Annotated in this window: 21 protein-coding genes; 9 read left to right on the forward strand and 12 right to left on the reverse strand. The window is 68.7% G+C overall.

The window, feature by feature from the left end:
* From RWX45_RS11680 to RWX45_RS11695, 4 genes are all read right to left on the reverse strand, one after another.
* Positions 1-981 (reverse strand): ABC transporter permease (locus RWX45_RS11680; RefSeq protein WP_316023890.1); only part of this gene is annotated, 981 nt, incomplete at its 3' end.
* Between the two features lie 82 nt (positions 982-1,063).
* Entirely contained in the window at positions 1,064-2,167 is a 1,104-nt protein-coding gene (locus RWX45_RS11685; protein WP_316023908.1) for an SPFH domain-containing protein, read from the reverse strand.
* 91 nt (positions 2,168-2,258) lie between these two features.
* A complete protein-coding gene (locus RWX45_RS11690) occupies positions 2,259-2,720 on the reverse strand; it encodes an NfeD family protein (protein WP_316023891.1) in 462 nt (153 codons plus the stop codon).
* Between the two features lie 27 nt (positions 2,721-2,747).
* Positions 2,748-3,530, reverse strand: coding sequence for an ABC transporter ATP-binding protein (locus RWX45_RS11695; protein ID WP_316023892.1), 783 nt, complete (start codon positions 3,528-3,530; stop codon positions 2,748-2,750).
* 51 nt (positions 3,531-3,581) lie between these two features.
* Here RWX45_RS11695 and RWX45_RS11700 point away from each other — a divergent pair, with 51 nt between their 5' ends.
* Positions 3,582-4,292 (forward strand): hypothetical protein, encoded by a 711-nt coding sequence (locus RWX45_RS11700; protein ID WP_316023893.1) that lies wholly within the window; start codon positions 3,582-3,584, stop codon positions 4,290-4,292.
* Here RWX45_RS11700 and RWX45_RS11705 read toward each other — a convergent pair.
* The 3 genes from RWX45_RS11705 to glgA form a co-directional block, all read right to left on the reverse strand.
* Positions 4,289-4,894, reverse strand: a complete 606-nt coding sequence (locus tag RWX45_RS11705; protein WP_316023894.1) for a helix-turn-helix domain-containing protein — start codon at positions 4,892-4,894, stop codon at positions 4,289-4,291. The genes RWX45_RS11700 and RWX45_RS11705 overlap by 4 nt on opposite strands.
* A gap of 55 nt (positions 4,895-4,949) precedes the next feature.
* Entirely contained in the window at positions 4,950-7,112 is a 2,163-nt protein-coding gene (locus RWX45_RS11710) for a beta-glucosidase family protein (protein ID WP_316023895.1), read from the reverse strand.
* A 171-nt stretch (positions 7,113-7,283) separates the two neighbouring features.
* Entirely contained in the window at positions 7,284-8,513 is a 1,230-nt protein-coding gene (glgA, locus tag RWX45_RS11715) for a glycogen synthase (protein WP_316023909.1), read from the reverse strand.
* Between the two features lie 314 nt (positions 8,514-8,827).
* Between glgA and glgC the strand changes: the two genes are divergently transcribed.
* Both glgC and serB read left to right on the forward strand, forming a co-directional pair.
* Positions 8,828-10,072, forward strand: a complete 1,245-nt coding sequence (gene glgC, locus RWX45_RS11720) for a glucose-1-phosphate adenylyltransferase (protein WP_316023896.1) — start codon at positions 8,828-8,830, stop codon at positions 10,070-10,072.
* 103 nt (positions 10,073-10,175) lie between these two features.
* On the forward strand, positions 10,176-10,874 hold the full coding sequence (gene serB, locus RWX45_RS11725; RefSeq protein WP_316023897.1) for a phosphoserine phosphatase SerB: 699 nt from the start codon (positions 10,176-10,178) through the stop codon (positions 10,872-10,874).
* 19 nt (positions 10,875-10,893) lie between these two features.
* On the opposite strand, the gene RWX45_RS11730 is transcribed toward serB, so the two are convergent.
* Both RWX45_RS11730 and RWX45_RS11735 read right to left on the reverse strand, forming a co-directional pair.
* Complete coding sequence (locus RWX45_RS11730) at positions 10,894-11,406, reverse strand: SixA phosphatase family protein (protein WP_316023898.1); 513 nt, start codon at positions 11,404-11,406, stop codon at positions 10,894-10,896.
* Between the two features lie 47 nt (positions 11,407-11,453).
* Positions 11,454-12,275: an SDR family oxidoreductase gene (locus tag RWX45_RS11735; protein ID WP_316023899.1), complete on the reverse strand. Its 822-nt coding sequence runs from the start codon at positions 12,273-12,275 to the stop codon at positions 11,454-11,456.
* Between RWX45_RS11735 and dusB the strand changes: the two genes are divergently transcribed.
* On the forward strand, positions 12,274-13,644 hold the full coding sequence (gene dusB / locus RWX45_RS11740; protein ID WP_316023900.1) for a tRNA dihydrouridine synthase DusB: 1,371 nt from the start codon (positions 12,274-12,276) through the stop codon (positions 13,642-13,644). The two genes, RWX45_RS11735 and dusB, sit on opposite strands and share 2 nt — an antisense overlap.
* Here dusB and RWX45_RS11745 read toward each other — a convergent pair.
* Positions 13,624-14,868 (reverse strand): YibE/F family protein, encoded by a 1,245-nt coding sequence (locus RWX45_RS11745; protein WP_316023901.1) that lies wholly within the window; start codon positions 14,866-14,868, stop codon positions 13,624-13,626. The genes dusB and RWX45_RS11745 overlap by 21 nt on opposite strands.
* Positions 14,869-15,176: 308 nt before the next feature.
* Here RWX45_RS11745 and RWX45_RS11750 point away from each other — a divergent pair, with 308 nt between their 5' ends.
* Positions 15,177-16,295 (forward strand): hypothetical protein, encoded by a 1,119-nt coding sequence (locus RWX45_RS11750; RefSeq protein ID WP_316023902.1) that lies wholly within the window; start codon positions 15,177-15,179, stop codon positions 16,293-16,295.
* A 135-nt stretch (positions 16,296-16,430) separates the two neighbouring features.
* Here RWX45_RS11750 and RWX45_RS11755 read toward each other — a convergent pair whose 3' ends face one another.
* On the reverse strand, positions 16,431-17,825 hold the full coding sequence (locus tag RWX45_RS11755) for a glycine--tRNA ligase (protein ID WP_316023903.1): 1,395 nt from the start codon (positions 17,823-17,825) through the stop codon (positions 16,431-16,433).
* A 128-nt stretch (positions 17,826-17,953) separates the two neighbouring features.
* Here RWX45_RS11755 and RWX45_RS11760 point away from each other — a divergent pair, with 128 nt between their 5' ends.
* From RWX45_RS11760 to RWX45_RS11775, 4 genes are read left to right on the forward strand one after another with little or no spacing between them, the layout of a single operon-like run.
* Positions 17,954-18,943 carry a metal ABC transporter substrate-binding protein gene (locus RWX45_RS11760; protein WP_410050721.1) on the forward strand — a complete coding sequence of 330 codons (990 nt, stop codon included), beginning with the start codon at positions 17,954-17,956 and terminating at the stop codon, positions 18,941-18,943.
* 31 nt (positions 18,944-18,974) lie between these two features.
* Positions 18,975-19,829 carry a metal ABC transporter ATP-binding protein gene (locus RWX45_RS11765; RefSeq protein WP_316023905.1) on the forward strand — a complete coding sequence of 285 codons (855 nt, stop codon included), beginning with the start codon at positions 18,975-18,977 and terminating at the stop codon, positions 19,827-19,829.
* Between the two features lie 5 nt (positions 19,830-19,834).
* Entirely contained in the window at positions 19,835-20,734 is a 900-nt protein-coding gene (locus tag RWX45_RS11770) for a metal ABC transporter permease (protein ID WP_316023910.1), read from the forward strand.
* Entirely contained in the window at positions 20,731-21,156 is a 426-nt protein-coding gene (locus RWX45_RS11775) for a transcriptional repressor (RefSeq protein WP_316023906.1), read from the forward strand. Before RWX45_RS11770 ends, RWX45_RS11775 begins: the two co-directional genes overlap by 4 nt.
* A 16-nt stretch (positions 21,157-21,172) precedes the next feature.
* Here RWX45_RS11775 and RWX45_RS11780 read toward each other — a convergent pair.
* Positions 21,173-21,398: undecaprenyl diphosphate synthase family protein (locus RWX45_RS11780; protein WP_316023907.1), on the reverse strand; the 226-nt coding region annotated here is incomplete at its 5' end.

The following is a 21,398-nucleotide window of genomic DNA, read 5'->3' on the forward strand; positions in this document are numbered from 1 at the left end:
CAGGTGCCGGGGCTGGGCGGGGGGCTTAATGGCCGGGTCCACGGCCATGACCTCCTGGAAGCGGGTGGCGGCAACCTGGGCACGCGGCAGAATCGTCACCAGCATGACGGCGATCATGACAGAGAAGAGAATCTGCATGATGTAGTTGAGGAAGGCGGTGAGGTCGCCCACCTCCATCTGCCCGTCATTGATCCGCAGCCCGCCGAACCACATGACGCCGATGGAGGCGAGGTTCATGATGACGGTCACCGATGGCATGAGGACGGCGAACAGGCGGCCGATGCTCAGCGACGTGGTCGTCAGAGCATCGTTAGCCTCGGTGAAGACCTCACCGCGCTGCTTCTGCCGCACGAACGCACGGATGACGCGCACGCCCTGAATCTGTTCGCGCATGACCAGGTTGACGCGGTCGATCCGGGACTGCATGACCTGGAAGTGCGGCAGCAGCCGGCTCATGAGCACCCCGACCACAATGAGCAGCAGCGGGATGAGCACGAGCAGCAAGCCGGATAGCGGCACATCCACGCGCAGCGCCATGATGGTGCCGCCCACCAGCATGATCGGCGCCATGAGCATCATGGTGCTGGTCATGAACACGACCATCTGCACCTGCTGGATGTCGTTGGTCGAGCGCGTGATGAGGGAGGGGGCTCCGAAGCGGGAGACCTCTTCGAGGTTGAAGCGCTGGACATGGTTGAAAATATCCGCGCGCATCTCGCGTCCCAGGCCCATGGCCGCCTTGGCGGCCAGGTAGGTGCCAGCAACGGCGACGATGCCCTGTAGGACGGTGACGGCGAGCATCACCCCGCCCAGGCTCCAGATTTTGTTGGTGTCACCCGTGACCACGCCGTCGTTAATAATGTCGGCGTTGAGGGTCGGAAGCGATAAAACGGCGATCGTCTCGATGATTTTCAACAGGAAGACGATCGCCAACGAGGCCGCATAAGGCCTCAGGTAGTGACGAAGTGTCTTAAGCAGCACCCGGTGAGGCTACACCTGCGCGCCACCGGTACCGGTTCATTTCACTGACGGCACACGGTGGGGCGCAGTACACGTCACCGGCTCACTCGCCCCGGCTCGAGGGAGGGATGGACGAGGAGTCATCCGCTACCTCCTCGGAGGCCGACTGCGCCTCTCCCCGCGCCTCGGCGAGCGCCTCCTCAGGAGCCTGCAGGCTGGTTTCGGCCAGGTCACCGGCGATGTCAAGGCTGGATTCCATACCGGAGACATCCACCCCGACCGCCTCGGCCTCGGCGTCGGCTGCGAAGGCGGCCGAGCCGGGCCCACCGGCGGAGGACTTACCTCCGAGCGCGCCCGCAATGCCGTCCAGGGCAGCGGTGAACTCCGTGGGGACGATCCACATCTTGGAGCTGGAGCCGTTGGCGATCTTCGGCAGGGTCTGCAGGTACTGGTAGGCCAGCAGCTTGGGGTCGGCGTTGCCGCGGTGAATGGCGTCAAAAACCTGGAGGATGGCGCGGGACTCACCCTGCGCCTTGAGGATGGCGGACTGGGCCTGCCCCTCGGCGCGCAGAATCGCGGACTGCTTGTCACCCTCGGCGGTGAGAATCTGGGACTGCTTCACACCTTCGGCGGTGAGAATGGCGGCGCGGCGGTCGCGCTCGGCGCGCATCTGCTGTTCCATGGCGCCCTGGATGGAAGCCGGCGGGTCAATAGACTTCAGCTCCACGTTGGACACGCGGATGCCCCAGCGGCCGGTGGCCTGGTCGAGCACGCCGCGTAGCTGGCCGTTGATCTGGTCACGGCTCGTCAGCGTCTGCTCCAGGTCCATGGCGCCGATAACGTTACGCAACGTGGTCACGGTCAGCTGCTCGATGGCCTGCAGGTAGTTGGCGATCTCGTAGGTGGCGCGCTTGGGATCGGTCACCTGGTAGTAGATGACCGAGTCGATGGATACCACGAGGTTGTCGGAGGTGATGACCGGCTGCGGCGGGAAGGACACCACCTGCTCGCGCAGGTCCACCGTGTTGCGCACACGGTCGATGAAAGGCACCAACAGGTGCATGCCTGCGCCGAACTCCGCCTGGAACTTGCCCAAGCGCTCCACGATGATCGCATAGGACTGCGGCACGATCTGCACCGCCCGGAACAGGGCGACGATGACGAGCAGCAGGATGAGAACAAGAATGACGAGGGTCACGGTCTCCAGTCCGTTCACGAGTGTGCCTTTCGGTCAGTGTGTCTTCGCAGCATACGGGAAGGTGCAGCGAATCGTTACCGGCGCATGGGATGTCGAAGATCTATAAGGGGGCCACGACCGCGACGGCGCCGTCGATCGCAACCACGCGGACCTTGGCGCCGGGGCCGACGTGCGCGGCGGCATTGCTGCCGTAGGCCCCGGCGGGCCCGCCGCCCTCGGCCAGGCGTGCGCTCCACTCCTCGCCGTCGATGCTCACGCGGCCGTCCCGGGCGTCGATGACGGTCAGCGCCGTCGCCTCGCGGCCGATACGGGCCTGCGCATTGGTGCGCATCTCCGGGGTGGTGGCGGCCAGGTGCCGTTTGGCCCAGGGACGAACCGCGACCAGCAACAGCGCGGCCACCACGGCGAAGACGATCACTTGCAGCCACAGGGGCCCGCCCAGGCCGGCGGTCAGGGCGCCGCCGAGCGCACCGCCGGCGAGCATGAGGAATGTCAGGTCCGCCGTCGCCGTCTCAATGACGCCGAGCACGAGGGCGGCTCCGACCCACCACAGCCATGTCATTGTGTCCTCCTCAACGTACGTGGGCGTTCATGCGCCGCGAGCGCCGTAGCGTCCGCGATCCTTGGTGATTTCCAGCGGGAGGCCGAAGGCCGTGGTGACCACATCGCTGGTCAGCACGGTGTCGAGCTCCCCCAGGGCAACGGCCCGGCCCTGTCGCAGGGCGAGACCATGGGTGAAGCCTACGGGGATTTCCTCCAAATGATGGGTGACCAGCAGCATGGAGGGGGCGCCCGGGGCGGACAGGATGTCGGTCAGGGCGGCCAGCAGTTGCTCCCGACCGGCCAGGTCGAGGCCGGCGGCGGGCTCGTCCAGGATAAGCAGCTCGGGATCGGGCATGAGAGCGCGGGCCAGCTCGACCCGCTTGCGTTCCCCGGAGGACAGATTCGTCCACGTGCGGTCCACCAGCCGGCCGGCATCGAGAGCGGTCAGCAGCGCCCGGGCGCGTTCGACATCGAAATCGTCGTACTCCTCCCGCCATACGCCGATGCGGCCGTACGAGGCCGACAGCACCACCGACAGTGCCGTCTCGCTGCCCAGGACGCGACCGGCCAGGGCAGTGGAAGCCAGGCCGATGCGTGGGCGAAGTTCGGCCACGTCGACGCGCCCGAGCCGCTCGCCAAGGATGTCGACCGTGCCCGAGGAGGGAAACAGGCGGGCTGCGGCGATACGCGAGATCGTCGTCTTCCCGGCGCCGTTGGGGCCCAGGAGCACCCAGTGCTGCCCCTCGGCGACGCTCCACGTCAGGTGGGACAGGATCTGGGTGGTGCCGCGGTGAAGCGAGACGTCGTTGAAACGGAGCACGCTGGTCATGCGATCAGCCTATCCTGCAAGCGGCCCGTGATAGCGCTAAGGTGCGGGGGCGTGGATCCCCTTGCACTGCCGCTGTCCGTCCTGCTGGCACTGTGGGCGCCGTTCCCGTCCTCGCAGGGACGGGCCGTCGTCCAGGGCCCCGACGGCGTCCATGAAGTCATCGACGACGTTTCCCCATGGGGACTGGGGCGAATGCGCCTGGAAGAGTGGGTCGCTGCCTTCGCGCCGCTCGCGCGCACCAGCGCGGTACTGCCCTCCCCCGCAGATCCATTGCCGGGGTTGGCGGCCGCCCTCGACGTCGGCGAAGGCGTCGTGGCCGAGGCCTCCAGCGGACGACGCGTACTACTGGTGCCCTGGGTCACGGGCACGTCGGTGACCTGGCAGGTCGAGGAGATGACCACGCTGCTGCCGCCCGCGGACGCCTCCCAGGCGCGTCGCGACGTGCATGCCGCCACCGAGGCCGCGATCGACGCGCTCATTGAACTGGATCTGGCGCGTGAGCGCCCCGAACTGGCCGACACGCTCAACGACGTGGTCACCGCCGTCGTCAATCCGCGGCTGCTGCCTCCGACACTGGACGCGCGCCGCCGTACCCTGTTGGAGCGCTCCCTGCGGTTGCGCGCCATCTGCATGCTCGCCCTGGAGGACGACGGCGCTGCGGCCACCGCACGGCAGGCCGACGAGCGGGCGCAGGTCCTGCGTCCGCTGCTGGCTACCGCGCGGCACGGGGTCGCGGCGGCCACCGAGTGGTGGGCGCGTTAGATCCGACTGCCCGCCAGCAACGCGCCGAAGGCCATATCCCAGCAAGCGACGAGATCAACGTCCTCCGGGTCACGCAGCCACTGCTCTTCCAACCCGCCCATGAGGGCGAGTGTGGCCCGAGCCACCGCGTGGGGATTGCGTACGTATCCTGTCAGAGCGGCTTCGAAGGCTCGCACTGCCTGCGCATCGCGCTTGCGGAAATACGCATAGCTGGGATGCTCCGCAGAAAGCGCCTCACCGCGCAAAATGGCATACAGGCGGATCATCGTGGGCTGGGTGGCGTTGTGTGCGACCAGATCGTGCAAGAGTCTCACCACGTGATCGACGGATGCGTCATCGGATTGCGCGCCGGTCAGCGCGGCGTACATGTCCGTCAGGCCTAGCGCCTCCGCATCGCGGCGGTCACGCGCGTCGAGCACGAGGTGTAGGACCTGCTCCTTGGAACCGATGTGATGGATGAGCCCGGCGTTGGACAGCCCGCACCGCTGCGCCAGCTCACCGATCGAGAAGCCGAAGTACCCCTTCTCCGCGATGAGGTCCGTAGCCTGCTCAACGATCTGATCGAGGCGCTGGTGCGCGTCCATACGGACTCGCCCTGTCATGTCATCACCTCACACCCGCCATAGATTCGTCGCGAGTGTAGCGAGTTGTGACCGATCAGGCGTTCAGGCGTGAGGCGTGCGAGTCGTGAGCATGGAAGCCGACTTCGAGCTCCACGGCCCCGTCAGCGAGCTCAATGCGCTTGGAGTCGGGATTCCAGGAACCGAGCTGCGTGAGGCGCACTGGTACGTCCACCTTCGCCTCACCGCCGGCAGGCACCGCGACGGTGGCAAAGCCGAGCAGCTGCGTCTCCTCGGCGTGTAGGCCGCCCCGGCCGTAGACCTGCACGACCTGGATGCCGTCACGCCCACCGGTGTTGGCCACGGTGGCGCGCACGGTGAGCACGGTGTCGGCGCCCGCACCCCGACGATCCACCACCTCGGCGTCAACGAGTGCGTAGGTGGTGTAGGACAGCCCCCACCCCAATGGGTAGGCGGCCTCGACACCGAGCTTGTCGAGCAGCCGCTGCCCGTGCCACCGGTCGTAGGTGACGCTCGTCCAGTCGCGGTCGAAGGCGGGCAGGTGCTCCTCGCTGGTGGGGATGGAGAAGGGCAGGCGGCCCGAGGGGTTGACGGTGCCGGTGAGGACGTCGGCCAGGGCGTGTCCGCCCTCCATGCCGGCGTACCACATCATGAGGATGGCGGGCACATCACCGCGCCAGTTCTCCATCATGATGGTGCCGGCGCCGACGAGCGCCACGACGGTGCGCGCATTGGCGGCGGCGACGGCGGCGATGATCTGTTCGTCGATCTGCCGCAGGGACAGGCTCGCCCGGTCACCGCCGTAGCCCTCTGTCATAATGGCATTGGCGCTGCCGCTGGGCAGTACCGCCCCCTCGGGCAGGGGCGGGAAGAGTGCGGTGAGAACGGGATCGGCCATGGTATCGCCGCCGACCCACTCGCCCTCGTCGTGCTTGTCGAAGCCTGTGATGACAATGGCCACGTCCGCGCGTGACGCCGCCTGCGCGGCGAGGTCCGGGTCGTCCTCGGTGACGAGAAGGATCTCGGCGTCCGGGTAGGCGGCGCGGATGCCGTCAACCGGCGTGACGTAGCTGGGCGGGCGCACCATGGACGAACCCGAGTCGCCCATGTTCTCCGCCTCGGCCAAGCGTCCGATGACGGCGATGGTGCGCAGCCCGGCGGGTAGGGGCAGCACGGGGGCGCCGTCGACATCGTCGTTCTTGAGCACCGTCATCGCACGGCCAGCGGCCTCGCGCGCCAGCGCCCGGTGCTCCGGGGCGGCCAGAACGGCTGCGTCCTCCTCGACATCCTCGCGCGAGGCGTAGGAGCGGATCTGCGCTGCGAGGAGGCGCACTCCGGAGCGGCGCACCGCTTCCCAGCTCGTGCGTCCCTCCTCCAGGGCCGCGGGCAGGTCCCGGGCGCGCTGCTGGACCAGGGGCTCTTCCAGGTCGAGGCCATTGTTGAGTGAGGTGGCGGCGTCGCGCAGCCCCCAGATGAAGTCCGAGACGGTGATCCCGTCCCAGCCCCACTGCTCGCGCAGCACCTGGTGGAGCAGGTACTCGTTCTGCCCTGCCCACTCACCGTTGACCGAGTTGTAGGCGCTCATCATCGCGGCGACACCCTCATCGGCGGTGCGCTTGAAATGGGCCAGGTACTGCTCGTGCAGCGGCGCCTCGTCGATCGTAACGTCAACCTCGAAGCGCTTGTTCTCCATGGAGTTGAGGGCGTAGTGCTTGGCGCAGGCCATGGCGTAGCGCTGGACGCCGCGGGTCAGGGCCGCGCCCATCTCCCCCAGGATGCACGTGTCCTCGCCGTAGGTCTCCTGGATGCGCCCCCAGGCGGGGTGACGGGGCAGGTTGATGCACACCCCGCCGAAGAAGTTGCCGCCCGCCGCGCGCACCTCGGTGCCGATCGCCTCGCCGATGCGCTGCTCGAGGTCCACATCCCAGGTGGCGCCACGGGCCATGGAGACGGGGAAGGCGGTGCCGTGGCCGGCCACGCAGCCTCGGGGCCCGTCAATGAAGCGGGTACCGGGGATTCCCAGACGCGCCACCTCGCCGTGGACATAGGGGACGGTGTTATAGCCCACCGTCATCATCTCCGCCATGCCCTCCCAGAAGGGCTGGTCGCCGTCGAGCAGGCCGAGGCGTTCGGCGTCGGTGAGCCGGTCATAAAGGGCGCCGGCCTCGACGAAGGGATCGGCGCCGCCCCGAACTGCCTGAACCGCGGCATCGAAAGGTGTCTCATGCACGTCATCCATGGTCATTCTCCTTCGCTCCATTGCGTTACCGACAGACTAGTCGGTTGGTAACGAAGGATAGAAGAGATCGATGACACACGTCAACGGGCCGGGACCCGCAGCTTGACAAGGATTCCACTCCTCATCACGCCACCGAGCCCCGGCCCGACAACAGTGCTGTGCGCGACTATCTCAGCCCTGAGACAGCGCCCACCGATAGACCTCCATGGTCCGCTCGGCGATAGCCGTCCAGGAGAAGTGCTCCTCCACCCGCTTGCGCGCCGCCCGCCCCATCTCCTGGGCCTTGTCGGCATCCATGACCAGGTCGGCCAGGCGCTCAGCCAGGTCGGTGGCGAACTGCTCGGGGTTGATGGGCGTGCCGGTGCCGTCGGTCAGCTGTTCGATCGGAACCAGGTAGCCCGTCTCGCCGTCGACAATGACGTCGGGAATGCCGCCGGTGGCCGACCCGACCACCGGCAGCCCCATGGCCATGGCCTCCAGGTTGACGATGCCCAGGGGCTCGTACACGGAGGGGCAGACGAAGACGTCGGAGGCGGCCAGGACCGCCTGAAGCTCGCGGTGCGGGAGCATCTCCTCGATCATGATGACGCCGGTGCGCTGGGCCTGCAGGGCGGTGACAGCGGCGTCCACCTCCGCCTTGATCTCCGGAGTGTCGGGAGCGCCGGCGCACAGGATGACCTGAACCTCGGCAGGCAGCTTCTCCACGGCCCGCAGCAGATGCGGCAGTCCCTTCTGCCGGGTGATGCGGCCGACGAACACGACGGTGGGGCGGGAGGTGTCGATGCCGTAGCGGCCGCGAACGTCCGCCGCCAGTGCTTCGAACTCGGCGTCGTCGGGGCGAGCCCAGCCGGCTAGATCAATGCCGTTGTGCACCACCTTGACCCGCTCGGGGTCGACGTTCGGGTAGGACTTGAGGATGTCCTCACGCATGCCGTTGGACACGGCGATAATCGCCGAGGCGCCCTCGTAGGCCTGCTGCTCGGCCCAGGAGGACAGCGCGTAGCCGCCGCCCAGCTGCTCGGCCTTCCAGGGGCGCATGGGCTCCAGGGAGTGGGCGGACAGGATGTGGGGGATGCCGTAGAGCAGGCCCGCCAGGTGCCCGGCGAGGTTGGCGTACCAGGTGTGGGAGTGGACGATGTCCGCCCCCTCAACCCCGGGCACCATTTCCAGGTCCACGCCGAAGGTACGCAGGGCGGCGTTGGCGCCATCGAGCTCGGCGACCTCGGGGTAGCCGGTCACGCCCGGGTCGGCGCCCTCGGTGCCGGGCTCGCGCGGGCCGCCGAAAGCGTGCACACGCACATCGGCCAGGGGGCGCAGCACCTTGGCGAGCTCGTTGACGTGCACGCCCGCGCCACCATAGATGAAAGGCGGATATTCCTTGGTTAGCAGGTCGACTCGCAGCTTCGCGTTCTCGCCCTGTGCGGCGCTTAGTTTGTCAGTCACAGCGCTGTCCTCCTCGCTCGTGCACCCGCGCACGTCCGGAACCGTCTGGGTTTGAGCGGTTGTGTGGGTTATTGGCCTGGTCGGGCGGCCCCGCCGTGGGGCAGGCCGCAGGGCCCACGGTAGCCTCCCCGGAGTGGCGGCGCGCGTTTTTGACGGGCACTGCGGCGCTCACGGGGTGTCGTGACCGATGTTTGCCTTGGCACGAAGGGGAAAACATGATTGTTCGGTCCAATCCCCTCCCGAGATGACCGAAATCACCGTAAGGTGGCCCCATGGCTTCCCCTCGCGTCCTCGCAATCATCCTCGCCGGCGGTGAAGGCAAGCGCCTCATGCCGCTGACGGTCGACCGTGCCAAGCCGGCGGTGCCCTTCGGGGGCATCTACAGGCTCATCGACTTCTCACTGTCGAACATGATCAACTCGGGCTTCCTCAAAGTGGTCGTGCTTACGCAGTACAAGTCGCACTCTTTGGACCGCCACATCTCCAAGACGTGGCGCATGTCCGACATGCTGGGCAACTACATCGCCCCGGTCCCCGCGCAGCAGCGCGTGGGCAAGCACTGGTTCCTCGGGTCCGCGGACGCGATCTACCAGTCGCTCAACCTGCTCGACGACGAGCGCCCGGACTACGTGGTCATCACCGGTGCGGACAACATCTACCGCATGGACTTCTCGCAGATGCTCGACCACCACATCGCTTCCGGCCTGCCGTGCACCGTTGCCGGCATCCGCCAGCCGCGGGAGCTGGCCGATCAGTTCGGCATTATCGAGTCCGACCCGGACAACCGCGGCAAGATCAAGGCCTTCGTCGAGAAGCCCAAGGAGACCCCGGGCCTGCCGGACTCCCCCGATGAGGTGCTCGCCTCCATGGGCAACTACATCATGGACGCCAGCGCGCTGCTGGAGGCCGTGACGGTGGATGCTGCGGACGAATCCTCCAAGCACGACATGGGCGGCAACATTGTCCCGTGGTTCGTGGCCCAGGGCGGGGCCGGCGTCTACGACTTCAAGGACAATGAGGTTCCCGGCGCCACCGAGCGCGACCGCGACTACTGGCGCGACGTGGGTACGGTCGATGCCTTCTATGAGGCCCACCAGGACCTCATCAGCGTCAGCCCCGTGTTCAACCTGTACAACAGTCACTGGCCGCTGTTCGCGGGTTACACCAACTCCATGCCGCCGGCGAAGTTCGTCTACGGACACCACGAGCGCCTGGGCCACGCCGTCGACTCGATCGTCTCCCCCGGCGTCATCGTCTCCGGCGGTGAGGTCATCTCCTCGGTGCTCTCCCCCGAGGTGCGGGTCAACTCCTGGTCCTCGGTGCGCGAGTCGGTGCTCATGGACGGGGTTAACGTCGGACGCAACACGGTGGTCAACCGCGCCATCCTCGACAAGTACGTCGTCGTCGAGGAGGGCGCCATGGTCGGCATCGATCACGACCACGATCGTGAGCGCGGCTTCACGGTGACCGAATCTGGCATCACCGTGGTTGCCAAGGGCAAGAAGGTCGTGCGCTGACGTTGAGGTGCCGCTAGCACAGGCATGCGACTGTCGCCCCGGGCCCGGAAGGGTTCCGGGGCGGCGTCGTCTCCGGGCGGCGGGCATTGGTTAGCATCCGGACATGCATTCAGTCGCGCAGTCAGCCACTGCCGGGCGCGTGTCCGGCGCCCGCGCTACCGGGGCGCTGGCCTCCCAGGGCCCCGGGCTGTTGGTCATGGACGTCGATTCCACCCTCATTGAGCAGGAGGTCATTGAGCTGCTCGCCGAGCGCGCCGGCAGTCGGGAGCGCGTCGCGGAGGTGACCGCGCGGGCCATGCGCGGGGAGCTGGACTTCGCCGCCTCCTTGCGGGAGCGGGTGGCGACGCTGGCGGGCGTCCCCGAGACGGTCTTTGCCGAGGTGCTTGCCGAGGTGCGACCCACGACGGGCGCGCGCGAGCTCATTGCGGCACTCCATGAGCGGGGCTGTCGAGTGGGCGTGGTCTCGGGCGGTTTTGAGGAAGTGGTGTGCCCGTTGGCCGAGCGCCTGGGCATCGATCATGTGGCGGCCAATCGGCTTGAGGTGGCGGGCGGCGTCCTCACCGGGAAGGTGCTGGGGCGGATCGTGGATTGCGAGGAGAAGGTGCGCTGCCTGCGCGCCTGGGCCGAGGCCGACGGCGTTCCGCTGGAGCGAACGGTCGCGGTGGGCGACGGCGCCAACGACTTGGGCATGCTCGCCGAAGCGGGGCTCGGGGTGGCCTTCTGCGCCAAGCCGGTCGTCACCGAGCAGGCGGCCGCCGCCGTGCACGTGCGTGACCTCACCGCAGTGCTGGAGCTGCTCTGAATGAGCCGCAGCCGGCGCCCTAGCGGCGGGCGGTGACGATTTCGCTGAGGTGAGCGGCGTGGGGGCCGAGTCCGGCCCAGGCGCCCGGCACCTGCAGCACGAGCGCGGTGGCGGTGGGGATGCCGAAGGAGACCTGGTCGGCCAGGTCGTCGGCGGTGTCGTGAAGCAGGTGCGCCAGCACCGAGACGGTCGGCTCATGGCCGACGACGAGCACCTGTCGCGTCGTCTCCGGCAGCGGTTCCAGGAGCCGGAGGATCCCGCCGGGGCCCTCATGGTAGATCTCCGGTTCGACGCGGGTCAGTGCAGGGGCCAGGCGCTCGGTCATGGGCCGGGCGGTCTGGCGGGCGCGCACCGCGGGCGAAACCAGGAGCAGGTCGAGGTGACTCATCCGGCGGCCGAGCGCGCGCGCCAGCTCGTCCGCCAAGGCGCGCCCGCGCGAGGTGAGTGGGCGTTCCAAGTCGGTGGGAGCGTTGTGGGCGGCCTTGGAGTGCCGGACCAGCACGAGGATTTTCCCGGAGGAGTCAGTCGTCACGCGGATACCCTACGGCACCCGGGCGCCTCGTCAGGACGAGCCGGTGCTCACAGGCGCAGCGGGGCACCGCCGTCGGCGTGGAGGATCTGCCCAGTGGTGGCCGGCAGCCAGCTCGACAGCAGTGCGACGGCGCTGCGGGCCACCGGGGACGGATCGGCGGCGTCCCAGCCCAGTGGCGCGGCGCGCTCCCACCGGGCGGCCAGCTCCTCGAAGTCGGGAATCGCCGAAGCCGCCTGGGTGTGCAGTGGGCCGGCGCTGAGCGCATTGACGCGCACGCCACGTGGGCCCAGCTCGACGGCGAGGCTGCGCACCGTGGCTTCCAGCGTGGTCTTAAGCGGTCCCATCCAGCCATAGCCGGGGTGCACGTGCCCGGTGTCGAAGCTGAGGGCAACCGCTGACGCGTCCTCCCCCAGCAGTGGGTCAACGGCCGCCACCAGGGCCGGGAAGGAGGCCACCGAGGCGGTGAACGCGGCGGCCAGCTCCTGCAGGCGCGCAGCAACCGGGGCGGCGTCGCCGACAGTCTCGGCGGGCAGGACGGTTCCCAGCAGGTCGGGGTTGGCGCGGGCGATGGAATGGACCACACCGTCGAGCCGGGTGATGCCGCAAGCTCGCAGGGCGGAGGTGAGCCCGGCCAGCGCGGCGGCGTCGGTGGCGTCCAACGGGAGGACGACGTCGATGCCGCCGATGCGCCGGGCGGTTGCCTCGGTGATCGGCAGCACGCGCGGGTGGCCGGTCAGTACCACGCGCGCGCCCTGCTCGCGGGCGGTAGCGGCGATGGCGGCGGCAATCGAGGTGGGGCGCAGCACGCCGGTGACCAGGACGGTGCGCCCCGTCAGCAGACCGGTGGTCGGGGCGGGTACGGGGCTCATGTCACCAGCGTCCCACGTCGGGCGGGCGCCAGGTGCGCAGCCGGTGTGTCAGCATGTGCCGGTGACCGCTTCACCCAGCCCGGCCGCGCCGATCAACACGCCGGCCCCCGCATCCACCGTGGTGGCGCCGCTGCGCCTTGGCCCGTTGGAGATCGCCACACCGGTGGTGCTTGCCCCCATGGCCGGGGTGACCAACGCGTCCTTCAGGCGCCTGTGCCGCCGCTATGGGGAGTCGGCGCTGCCGGAGCATCTGCGCCCCACCCAAGAGGGGCCCCTCCCCGGTGTTGACGGGGCACTGGCGGCGCCGGCGGGACTGTATGTGACCGAGATGGTCACCACCCGGGCGCTGGTGGAGCGCAATGCCAAGACCCTGGCCATGGTGCGTACGGACCCCTCCGAGCGAGTGCGCTCCATTCAGCTGTACGGGGTGGATCCGGCCACAGTGGCCGCGGCGGTGCGGATCCTGGTGGAGGAGGATCTGGCGGACCACATCGATCTCAACTTCGGTTGCCCGGTGCCCAAGGTGACGCGCAAGGGCGGGGGCGCCGCCCTGCCGTGGAAACGCGACCTGCTGGCGGCAATTATGCGTGCCGCGGTGGACGCCAGCGAGGCCGCCGTGCGCGCCAGCGGGCGAGGGCGCGAGGTGCCGGTCACGGTCAAGATGCGCCTGGGCATTGACGAGGAGCACGAGACCTTCCTCGATGCGGCGCGCCTGGCCGCCGACGCCGGCATCTCCGCCCTGGCCCTGCATGCGCGCACGGCCCGGCAGCACTACTCCGGCCAGGCACGCTGGGAGCAGATCGCCCGCCTCAAGGAGGCAACTGCCCTGCCGGTACTCGGCAATGGGGATATTTGGAACGGGGACGACGCGGTGGCGATGCTGCGTGCGACCGGCTGCGACGGCGTCGTGGTGGGACGCGGCTGCCAGGGGCGTCCCTGGCTGTTCGCTGACATCGTGGCCGCCCTGCACGGGGTCGTCAAGCGCACCCGCCCCGATCTGGACGCCGTCATCTCGGTGATCGCCGAGCATGGGCGGCTGCTGGCCGCGGAGCTGGGCGAGGACCGGGGGGTGCGGGACCTGCGTAAGCACATCGGCTGGTATCTCAAGGGGTACCCGGTCGGCGGGGCGGCGCGCAGAGAGTTGATGCGCGTGTCCTCACTGGCCGAGCTCGACGCCGCGCTGGCACACATGCGCTCGCGGCTGCCCGAGACGGTCCCCTTCCCCGGGGCTGCGGCCGAGGGGCCGCGCGGACGAGCCGGGCACCCCCGTACCCCGCACCTGCCCGAGGGCTGGCTGGATTCCCCCTACCTGGGCGAGTCCGATCGGGCTCTGCTCGCCGACGCCGAGCTAGACGTCTCCGGCGGCTGAGGCGCGTGCCGGGGTGGTGCGGCATAGGGAGGCGGCGATCGCCGTCGTCGCCGGAATGGCCAGCACCAGGCCGACGGAGGACACCAGGGTGCGCACCACCTCTTCGGCGATCTCACCGGACAGGAGCGTGTCGGTGAAGGACCGGTCGATGAGGGAGGCCGACAGGATGAGCGGCAGGGCGGTGCCGGCGTAGGCGAAGGCGAGGGTGTAGACGGTCGAGGCGATGTGGTCGCGGCCGATGCGCATGCCGCCGGTGAACAGGCGGGCCCGTCCCAGGGACGGGTTGGCGGCGTGCAGCTCCCACACCGCGGAGGCCTGGGTGATGGTGACGTCGTTGAGGACGCCCAGGGCGGCCACCACCATGCCGCAGGTGAGCAGCGCCTGCAGGTTGATGCCGCCCACCATGGCCGTCAGGGTCAGCGAGGTCTCCTCGGTGGCGCCGGTGAGGTTGGCGGCGTCCACTCCCCACAGGGACAGCAGCACCGTGATGACCACACCGGCGAAGGTGCCCAGCAGCGCCGTGGTGGTGCGCACGGAGATGCCGTGGGCGACGTACACGGCCAGCAGCATCATGGCCGAGGCGCCCACAAGTGTCACCCACATGGGTGAGGCCAGATCCAGCAGCGCCGGGATCATGAAGCCCAGCAGGACGGCCGTGGCCAGCAGCAGTCCCAGCACGCTCAGCGCCCCCTTGCGGCCGGCGACGGCGACGACGAGCACGAGGTAGACAATCGCCAGCGCGGCGACCGGCACCTGGCGGACGTAGTCGACGAACACATAGGGGGTGCCGGAGGCGAGCGCGGCGGGCGTGTACATCACCTGTAGCTTGTCCCCGACGTCGGCCGCGGACAGCGACTCGGCGGGGATATGCACGGGCATGACCAGGCCTTCGCCGTCGCCGGAGGTGATGGTGGCGCAGACGGCGTCGGCCAGCAGGGAGTCATTGGTGATTCCCTCCAACCCGCCGGTGGCGTCGGCACAGTCGGCGGCCTCCAGGGAGGTGATGGTGGCCGACTCCAGCGTGGCGCCGTCGGCGGTGAAGGGTTGAGAGCCGGTCAGCGAGCTCTTCCCCGGCCACAGCACGATGAGGCCGATGATGGTGGCCACCACCAGCGGCACGACGATGGCGGCCAGCACCAGGCGCACGCGCCTGGCCTCGGCGGCGTCCAGGTCAAGGGGGCCGGAATGATGGTGGTGCGGGGCGGGCGTCGTCTCGGCGTTCACCCGGCCATCATGCCCGCTGACCCGGCGAGTGCCGCGTAGGCACCGCTGGTCACGGCAGGCGGCGCAGCGTCCCCTTCCCCGCATGTCGATTTCCGACCTTGGGGGACGGTTGACGACCACCCCGGGGTCGTGAAACGTCCCCCAAGGTCGTGGAACGCATGGCTAGGTCTTCGACTCGTCGGTACAGAGCCCGGTCCCTCCAGTACCGAAGTCCACAGGCAACGTTGGCGGCACCCCGCGCTGGTGCCCATCCACAGGCGACGCGACTGGAACTGGCTCACACACGCCCGCCGGCGGATGCTCACGGCATGTCGTCCGTCACGCTTCACCAGCCCCTCGACCGGAATCTGTTCCCCGTTCTCATCCGCTCAGGGCGCAACGCCAGGATCGGCGCCGACGTCCCCGACTCGGCGCTGCGGCTCGCTCCCGGCATTCACTGGATTCCCGCCCCCGAGGCGAAGCGCTGGCAGCACCGCTACACCCTCGCCCTGGCGCGCGCCATCACCGCGCAGAGCACGCACCGCTCCGCACGCTGCCTCACGCACGCATCCGCTGCGCTCCTCCTCGGGCTACCCATGATGAGCCAGGAACCGGACGTGTACTTCCAGGTCGACGGCGCCCCCAAGCGAGTGGGAACCAGCCTGCCGCTGATCAGCGTGCCGCCAACCGGGCCACCTCACCCGAACACGCACGAAGACTTCTACTGTCGGCGGACCATGCTGTGGCGGCGCCGACTGGACCTGTCCGAGGAAGACATCACCGTGGTCGGCGGGCTGCCGGTCACTACTGCCTTACGTACCGCCTTCGACTGCGCCTTCGATGAGCCCGCGCACAACGCCCTGGCCATCGCCGACGCGGCGCTGCGGTTGTACTGCCGGTCGCAACCGAACGACCGCCGCGCATATATCGACGCCGAGAAGCGGGCTCGCGACACCTGGCACGGATGGCTGCAGCGTTCCGCGCACAGACGTGGAATAGCGCAAGCGCGAGCCGTACTGGGGGCGGCGACGCCGCTGGCCGATTCGCCCGGTGAGAGCGTCATGCGGTGGCTGGTGCTGACCGTGGGTCTGCCGTCTGCCCATGTTCAACACCCCATCGACACAGGCGCGGAAAGACGCTGGGTCGACTTGTGCTGGCCCGACTTCGGAATCGTCATTGAGGTTGACGGCCGCATGAAATACAGCACCCGTGAAGACGCCTGGCAGGAGAAACTGCGTCAGGACGCCATTCAGGCCATGGGCTGGCGGTTCATTCGGGTGGTGTACAGCGAGTTCCGCGACCTGCACGCGCTGGCAGACAAGGTGCTCGCGGCATTCCCGGCCGACGTCGTCGCCTCGCTCACGCCCAACCGTGATCTGCTGTGGCCGGGTACGAGATTAGAGGCGGGGCTGCGCGAGGGCTCGATGTTGGGGCTGCGGCGCCGGTGAGTGCCGCACGGCGCCCGCCCCCGCCATGTCGATTTCCGACCCTGGGGTACGTTTCACGACCACCCCGGGGTCGTGAAACGTACCCCAAGGTCGTAGAACGCAGGACAGGAGCGGTGGCCAGCAGCCTCAGCAGGCTCAGCAGCCGATGAGGCGTTCGGCGAGGTAGCGCTCGACCCCTTCGAGCGGGATGCGCTCCTGGACCATGGTGTCGCGCTCGCGCACGGTCACCGCCCCGTCCTCGGGCGACTCGAAGTCGTAAGTGAGGCAGAAGGGGGTGCCGACCTCGTCCTGGCGGCGGTAGCGGCGGCCGACGGCGCCGGCATCGTCGTACTCGACGTTCCAGGTCTTGCGCAGGCGCTCGGCCAACTCGCGTGCGGGTCCGGTCAGCTCCTCCTTGCGGCTCAGCGGCAGCACCGCGGCCTTCACCGGGGCCAGGCGCGGGTCCAGGCGCAGCAGCACGCGCTTGTCGGTGCCGCCCTTGGTGTTGGGGGCCTCGTCCTCGGTGTAGGCCTCCACCAGGAAGGCCATGAGCGAGCGGGTCAGCCCAGCCGACGGCTCGATGACGTAGGGGGTCCACCGCTCGTTCTTGCCCTGGTCGAAGTAGGACAGGTCCTTGCCGGAGTGCTCGGCGTGGGTGCTGAGGTCAAAATCGGTGCGGTTGGCGATGCCCTCGAGCTCACCCCATTCGCCGCCGGCGAAGCCGAAGCGGTACTCCAGGTCGACGGTGCGCTTGGAGTAGTGGGAGAGCTTCTCCTTGGGGTGCTCGTACAGGCGCAGGTTGTCCTCGGAGATACCCAGGTCGGTGTACCAGGCCTTGCGGTAGTCGATCCAGTACTGGTGCCACTCCTCGTCGGTACCGGGCTCGACGAAGAACTCCAGCTCCATCTGCTCGAATTCGCGGGTGCGGAAGATGAAGTTGCCCGGGGTGATCTCGTTGCGGAAGGACTTGCCAACCTGGCCGATGCCGAAGGGCGGCTTCTTGCGGGCGGCGCTCATGACGTTGGTGAAGTTGATGAAGATGCCCTGGGCGGTCTCGGGGCGCAGGTAGTGCAGGCCGGCCTCGTCGTCGACGGGCCCGAGGAAGGTCTTGAGCAGACCGGAGAAGGCCTTGGGCTCGGTGAAAGCGCCGCGGGTGCCGCAGTTGGGGCACACGAGCTGGTCGAGGGCGACGTCGTCGGGATTGTCGATGCCGTGCTTGGCGGCATAGGCCTCTTGAAGCTCGTCCTCGCGCAGGCGCTTGTGGCAGGAGGTGCACTCGATGAGGGGGTCGGTGAAGGCAGCCACGTGGCCAGAGGCGACCCAGGTCTCACGCGGCAGGATGACCGAGGAGTCCAGGCCGACCACGTCGTCACGGGAGCGGACCATGTACTGCCACCACTGACGCTTGATGTTCTCCTTGAGCTCGACGCCGAGCGGCCCGTAGTCCCAGGCCGAGCGGGTACCGCCGTAGATCTCGCCGCAGGGAAAGACGAAGCCGCGCCGCTTTGCAAGGTTGATGACGCGGTCGAGCGTCGAGGGAGTTGCTGCCACTGTGTTTCTCCGTAGGTCCTGGTGTCGTTCAATGCCGTCTGTCATCCGCGCGCGGTCGGCGGGACGGACGGGGCAAGTCTAAGGGGCGCGTCGACCGGATTTGACGCCCCACCCTCAAACACATGAGAATGGTTCCCATGAACATTCTTTCCCCCGCCCGCCGCGGCATCGCCGCAGCCGCCGCACTGAGCCTGGCCGGAGTCTCCCTAGCCGCATGTTCCACCGATTCAACCCCCGCCGATGGCACGAATACCGGGCAAACCGGGGAAACACTGTCGGTGGCCGCATCCTTCTACCCGATCCAATACCTGACCGAAGCCGTCGGCGGCGACCACGTAGACGTCACCAGCGTCACGCCAACCAATGTCGAGCCGCACGACTACGAGCTGGCCCCCAAGGACGTTACCGCCCTGTCCGCCACCAACCTCGTGGTCTACGTAGCCGGCTTCCAGCCCTCTCTCGACGACGCCCTGGCCGAGGTCTCCGGCCCCACCGTCCTGGAACTGTCCGCCACGGTTGACCTGGTCCACCACGACGGGGTCGCGCACGACCACGACGAGGACACCGAGGATACCGAGGAGGAGGCCGACCACGACGCCGCCGAATCCACCGACCCGCACTTCTGGCTCGACCCGGTGCGTATGCAGGCCGCAGCGCAGGCCATCGAGACCGCCCTGGCGCAGGCCGACCCGGACCACGCGGCGGACTATGAGGCCAATCTAGCCACCCTGACCGACACCCTGGAGGGCCTGGACGCCGACTATTCGAACGGGCTCGCCCAGTGCGAGCGCACCACCTTCGTCACCGCCCACTCCGCCTTCGGCTATCTGGCCGACCGGTACGGCCTGACCCAGGCGTCGGTTTCCGGCCTTGACCCCGAATCCGAGCCGAGTCCCTCCGAGCTGGCCGCCGTCAAGAAGATTGTTGAGGAGACGGGGACCACGACGATCTTCACCGAGGAGCTCGTCTCCCCCAAGACGGCGGAGGCGCTCGCCGCGGAGACCGGCGCAACCACCGCCGTACTCAATCCCATCGAGTCCGCCCCCGCCTCGGGCGACTACGCTGGGGCCATGACCACGAACCTCGAGGAGTTGCGCACCGCGCTATCCTGCGAGTGATCACGGTTCCCATCATCGCCAGAAGGACTTCATGACCTCCACGCCCACTCCTGCGGGGGCACCCCCGATCGACGTCACCGACGTCTCCGTCGTCCTGGGCACAAGCCTCATCCTCAGCGGCATCGACCTCACCGTCGGCGAGGGCGAATCGGTCGCCCTGCTCGGGGCCAACGGCTCGGGCAAGTCGACCCTGGTCAAGACGATCCTCGGCCTGCACCCGGTCAGCTCGGGCACGGTACGCCTGTTCGGCCGTGACGTTGCGGACCGGCGCACCGTCCCCTGGGACCGGGTCGGCTACGTTCCGCAGCGGGTGGGGGCCTCCTCCGGCGTGCCGGCGACGGCGCTGGAAGTGGTCCGCTCCGGGCTGTTGTCCCCCTCCCGCCCCTTCGCCGACCGCGGCCGGGCCGCGCGGCAGCGGGCGCTGGCGGCACTGGACGCGGTTGGGCTCGCCGACCGGGCGCAGGACCATGTGCAGGTCTTCTCCGGCGGCCAGTCCCAGCGCGTGCTCATCGCCCGCGCCCTGGTGCGCTCCCCCGACCTGCTGCTGTTGGACGAGCCGCTGGCGGGTATCGACCGTGCTTCACGCGAGTCCCTGGCCGTCACCCTGGCCGGGCTGCGCGACCAGGGTCTGACGCTGCTGACCGTCCTGCACGAGATGGGTGAGCTGACCGACGTCGTCGAGCGGGCGGTGGTGCTGGCCGAGGGACGAGTGGTATTCGATGGGCCGAAGAGTCGGCTCGCGCATGACCACGCCCGCCATGACGAGCTCGGGCACGATCGTCCCGACAACTGCGAGCACGCGCATGAGCACGGCAGCACCGAGCCGGCTGCACATCACGCCCCCGTGCTCACTACCTCCGTGCAGCAGGCGGGAGGAGCCCAGTGAACGAATTGCTCACCGCACTGGGCGAGATGCTCGCCAGCCCGCTCATGCAACGGGCCTATATCGTCGCCGTCCTGGTCGGGCTGTCCGCCCCGGTCGTGGGCACCTACCTGGTGCAGCGGGGGCTGGCGCTGCTGGGCGACGGCATCGGCCATATCGCCCTGACCGGCGTGGCACTCGGGTGGATCGCCGGCGCCGCCGCTCACGTGACGCCGCACGACGCCTGGGCAATACCCGGGGCGATCGTCACCTCGGTTGTGGGCGCGGTGCTCATCGAGGTGATCCGAGCACGCGGCCGCACCCGTGGCGACGTGGCCCTGGCGATCCTCTTCTACGGCGGCATTGCCGGTGGTGTCATCCTCATCAAGCTGGCGGGCGGGACGACGACGAACCTGACCAGCTATCTGTTCGGGTCAATCGCGACCGTGTCGGCCTCCGACACCCGGTTCACGGTGGTGCTCGCCATCGCCGTGCTCGCAGTGGGGATCGGCCTGCGCGGGCCGCTGTTCGCCCTGTGCCACGACGAGGAGTTCGCCCGCTCGATCGGTTTGCCCACAGGGGTGCTGAACGTGACGGTGGCCGTCGTGGCGGCGCTGACCGTGTCGGTGTCCATGCGGGTGGTGGGGGCGCTGCTCGTCTCGGCGGTCATGATCGTGCCCGTGGCCATCGCCCAACTGGTGTCCTACTCCTTCGGGCGCACCATGCACCTGGCCATGGCGATCGGGGTGGCCGCCTGCATCGTCGGACTGACCATCACGTATTTCCTGGCGGCATCTCCGGGCGCCATGATCGTCGTCCTGCTTGTGGTGGCCTACGCCGTGGTCGCTCTGCTCGGCGGGATCGTGCGCTCCCTGGGCGTGGGCCGCCGACGCCGCCTCGACACTAGCGAACCGGAGGCCTTGTCATGACTGAATCCCAGCAATCCCAGCACCAGCCCCGTCACCGCTCCACATGGCAGCGGGCCGCCGTGGCGGACATGCTGCGCCGCACCGCCGAATTCCGCTCCGCCCAGCAGATTCACGCGGCGCTTCAGGCCGAGGGCACCCGGGTGGGGCTGGCCACGGTCTATCGCAATCTCACCGCCATGGCCGAGGCCGGCGAGGTCGACCAGATTCGCGGCACCGATGGGGAGACCCTCTACCGGGAGTGTGAGCGTCCGGAGCACCACCACCACATTGTGTGCCGCTCATGTGGACGCACGGTGGAGGTGGCCGGCAGTGAGCTGGAGGAGTGGATCCGGCGCGTGTCCGCCGAGCAGGGCTTCACGGATATGGAGCACACGGTGGAGTTCTTCGGCCTGTGCGCCGACTGCTCCCGGAACTCCCGGTAACCCGCTAAATCCAGCGTCAGGGCTGGGACGGTTGCGCGACCTTGTCGACGGCGCCGCCGAAGCGGCGTTCCCGGTGCGCGTAGGCCTGGCAGGCACGCCACAGCTCGGTGCGGTCGAATTCCGGCCAGGGCAGGTCGGAGAAGTACAGCTCGGCGTAGGCGGAGGACCTGGCCATGGCGATCGGGGTGGCCGCCTGCATCGTCGGACTGACCATCACGTATTTCCTGGCGGCATCTCCGGGC

It is taken from the genome of Actinomyces sp. MRS3W (assembly GCF_032465695.1).
Classification (GTDB): domain Bacteria; phylum Actinomycetota; class Actinomycetes; order Actinomycetales; family Actinomycetaceae; genus Actinomyces.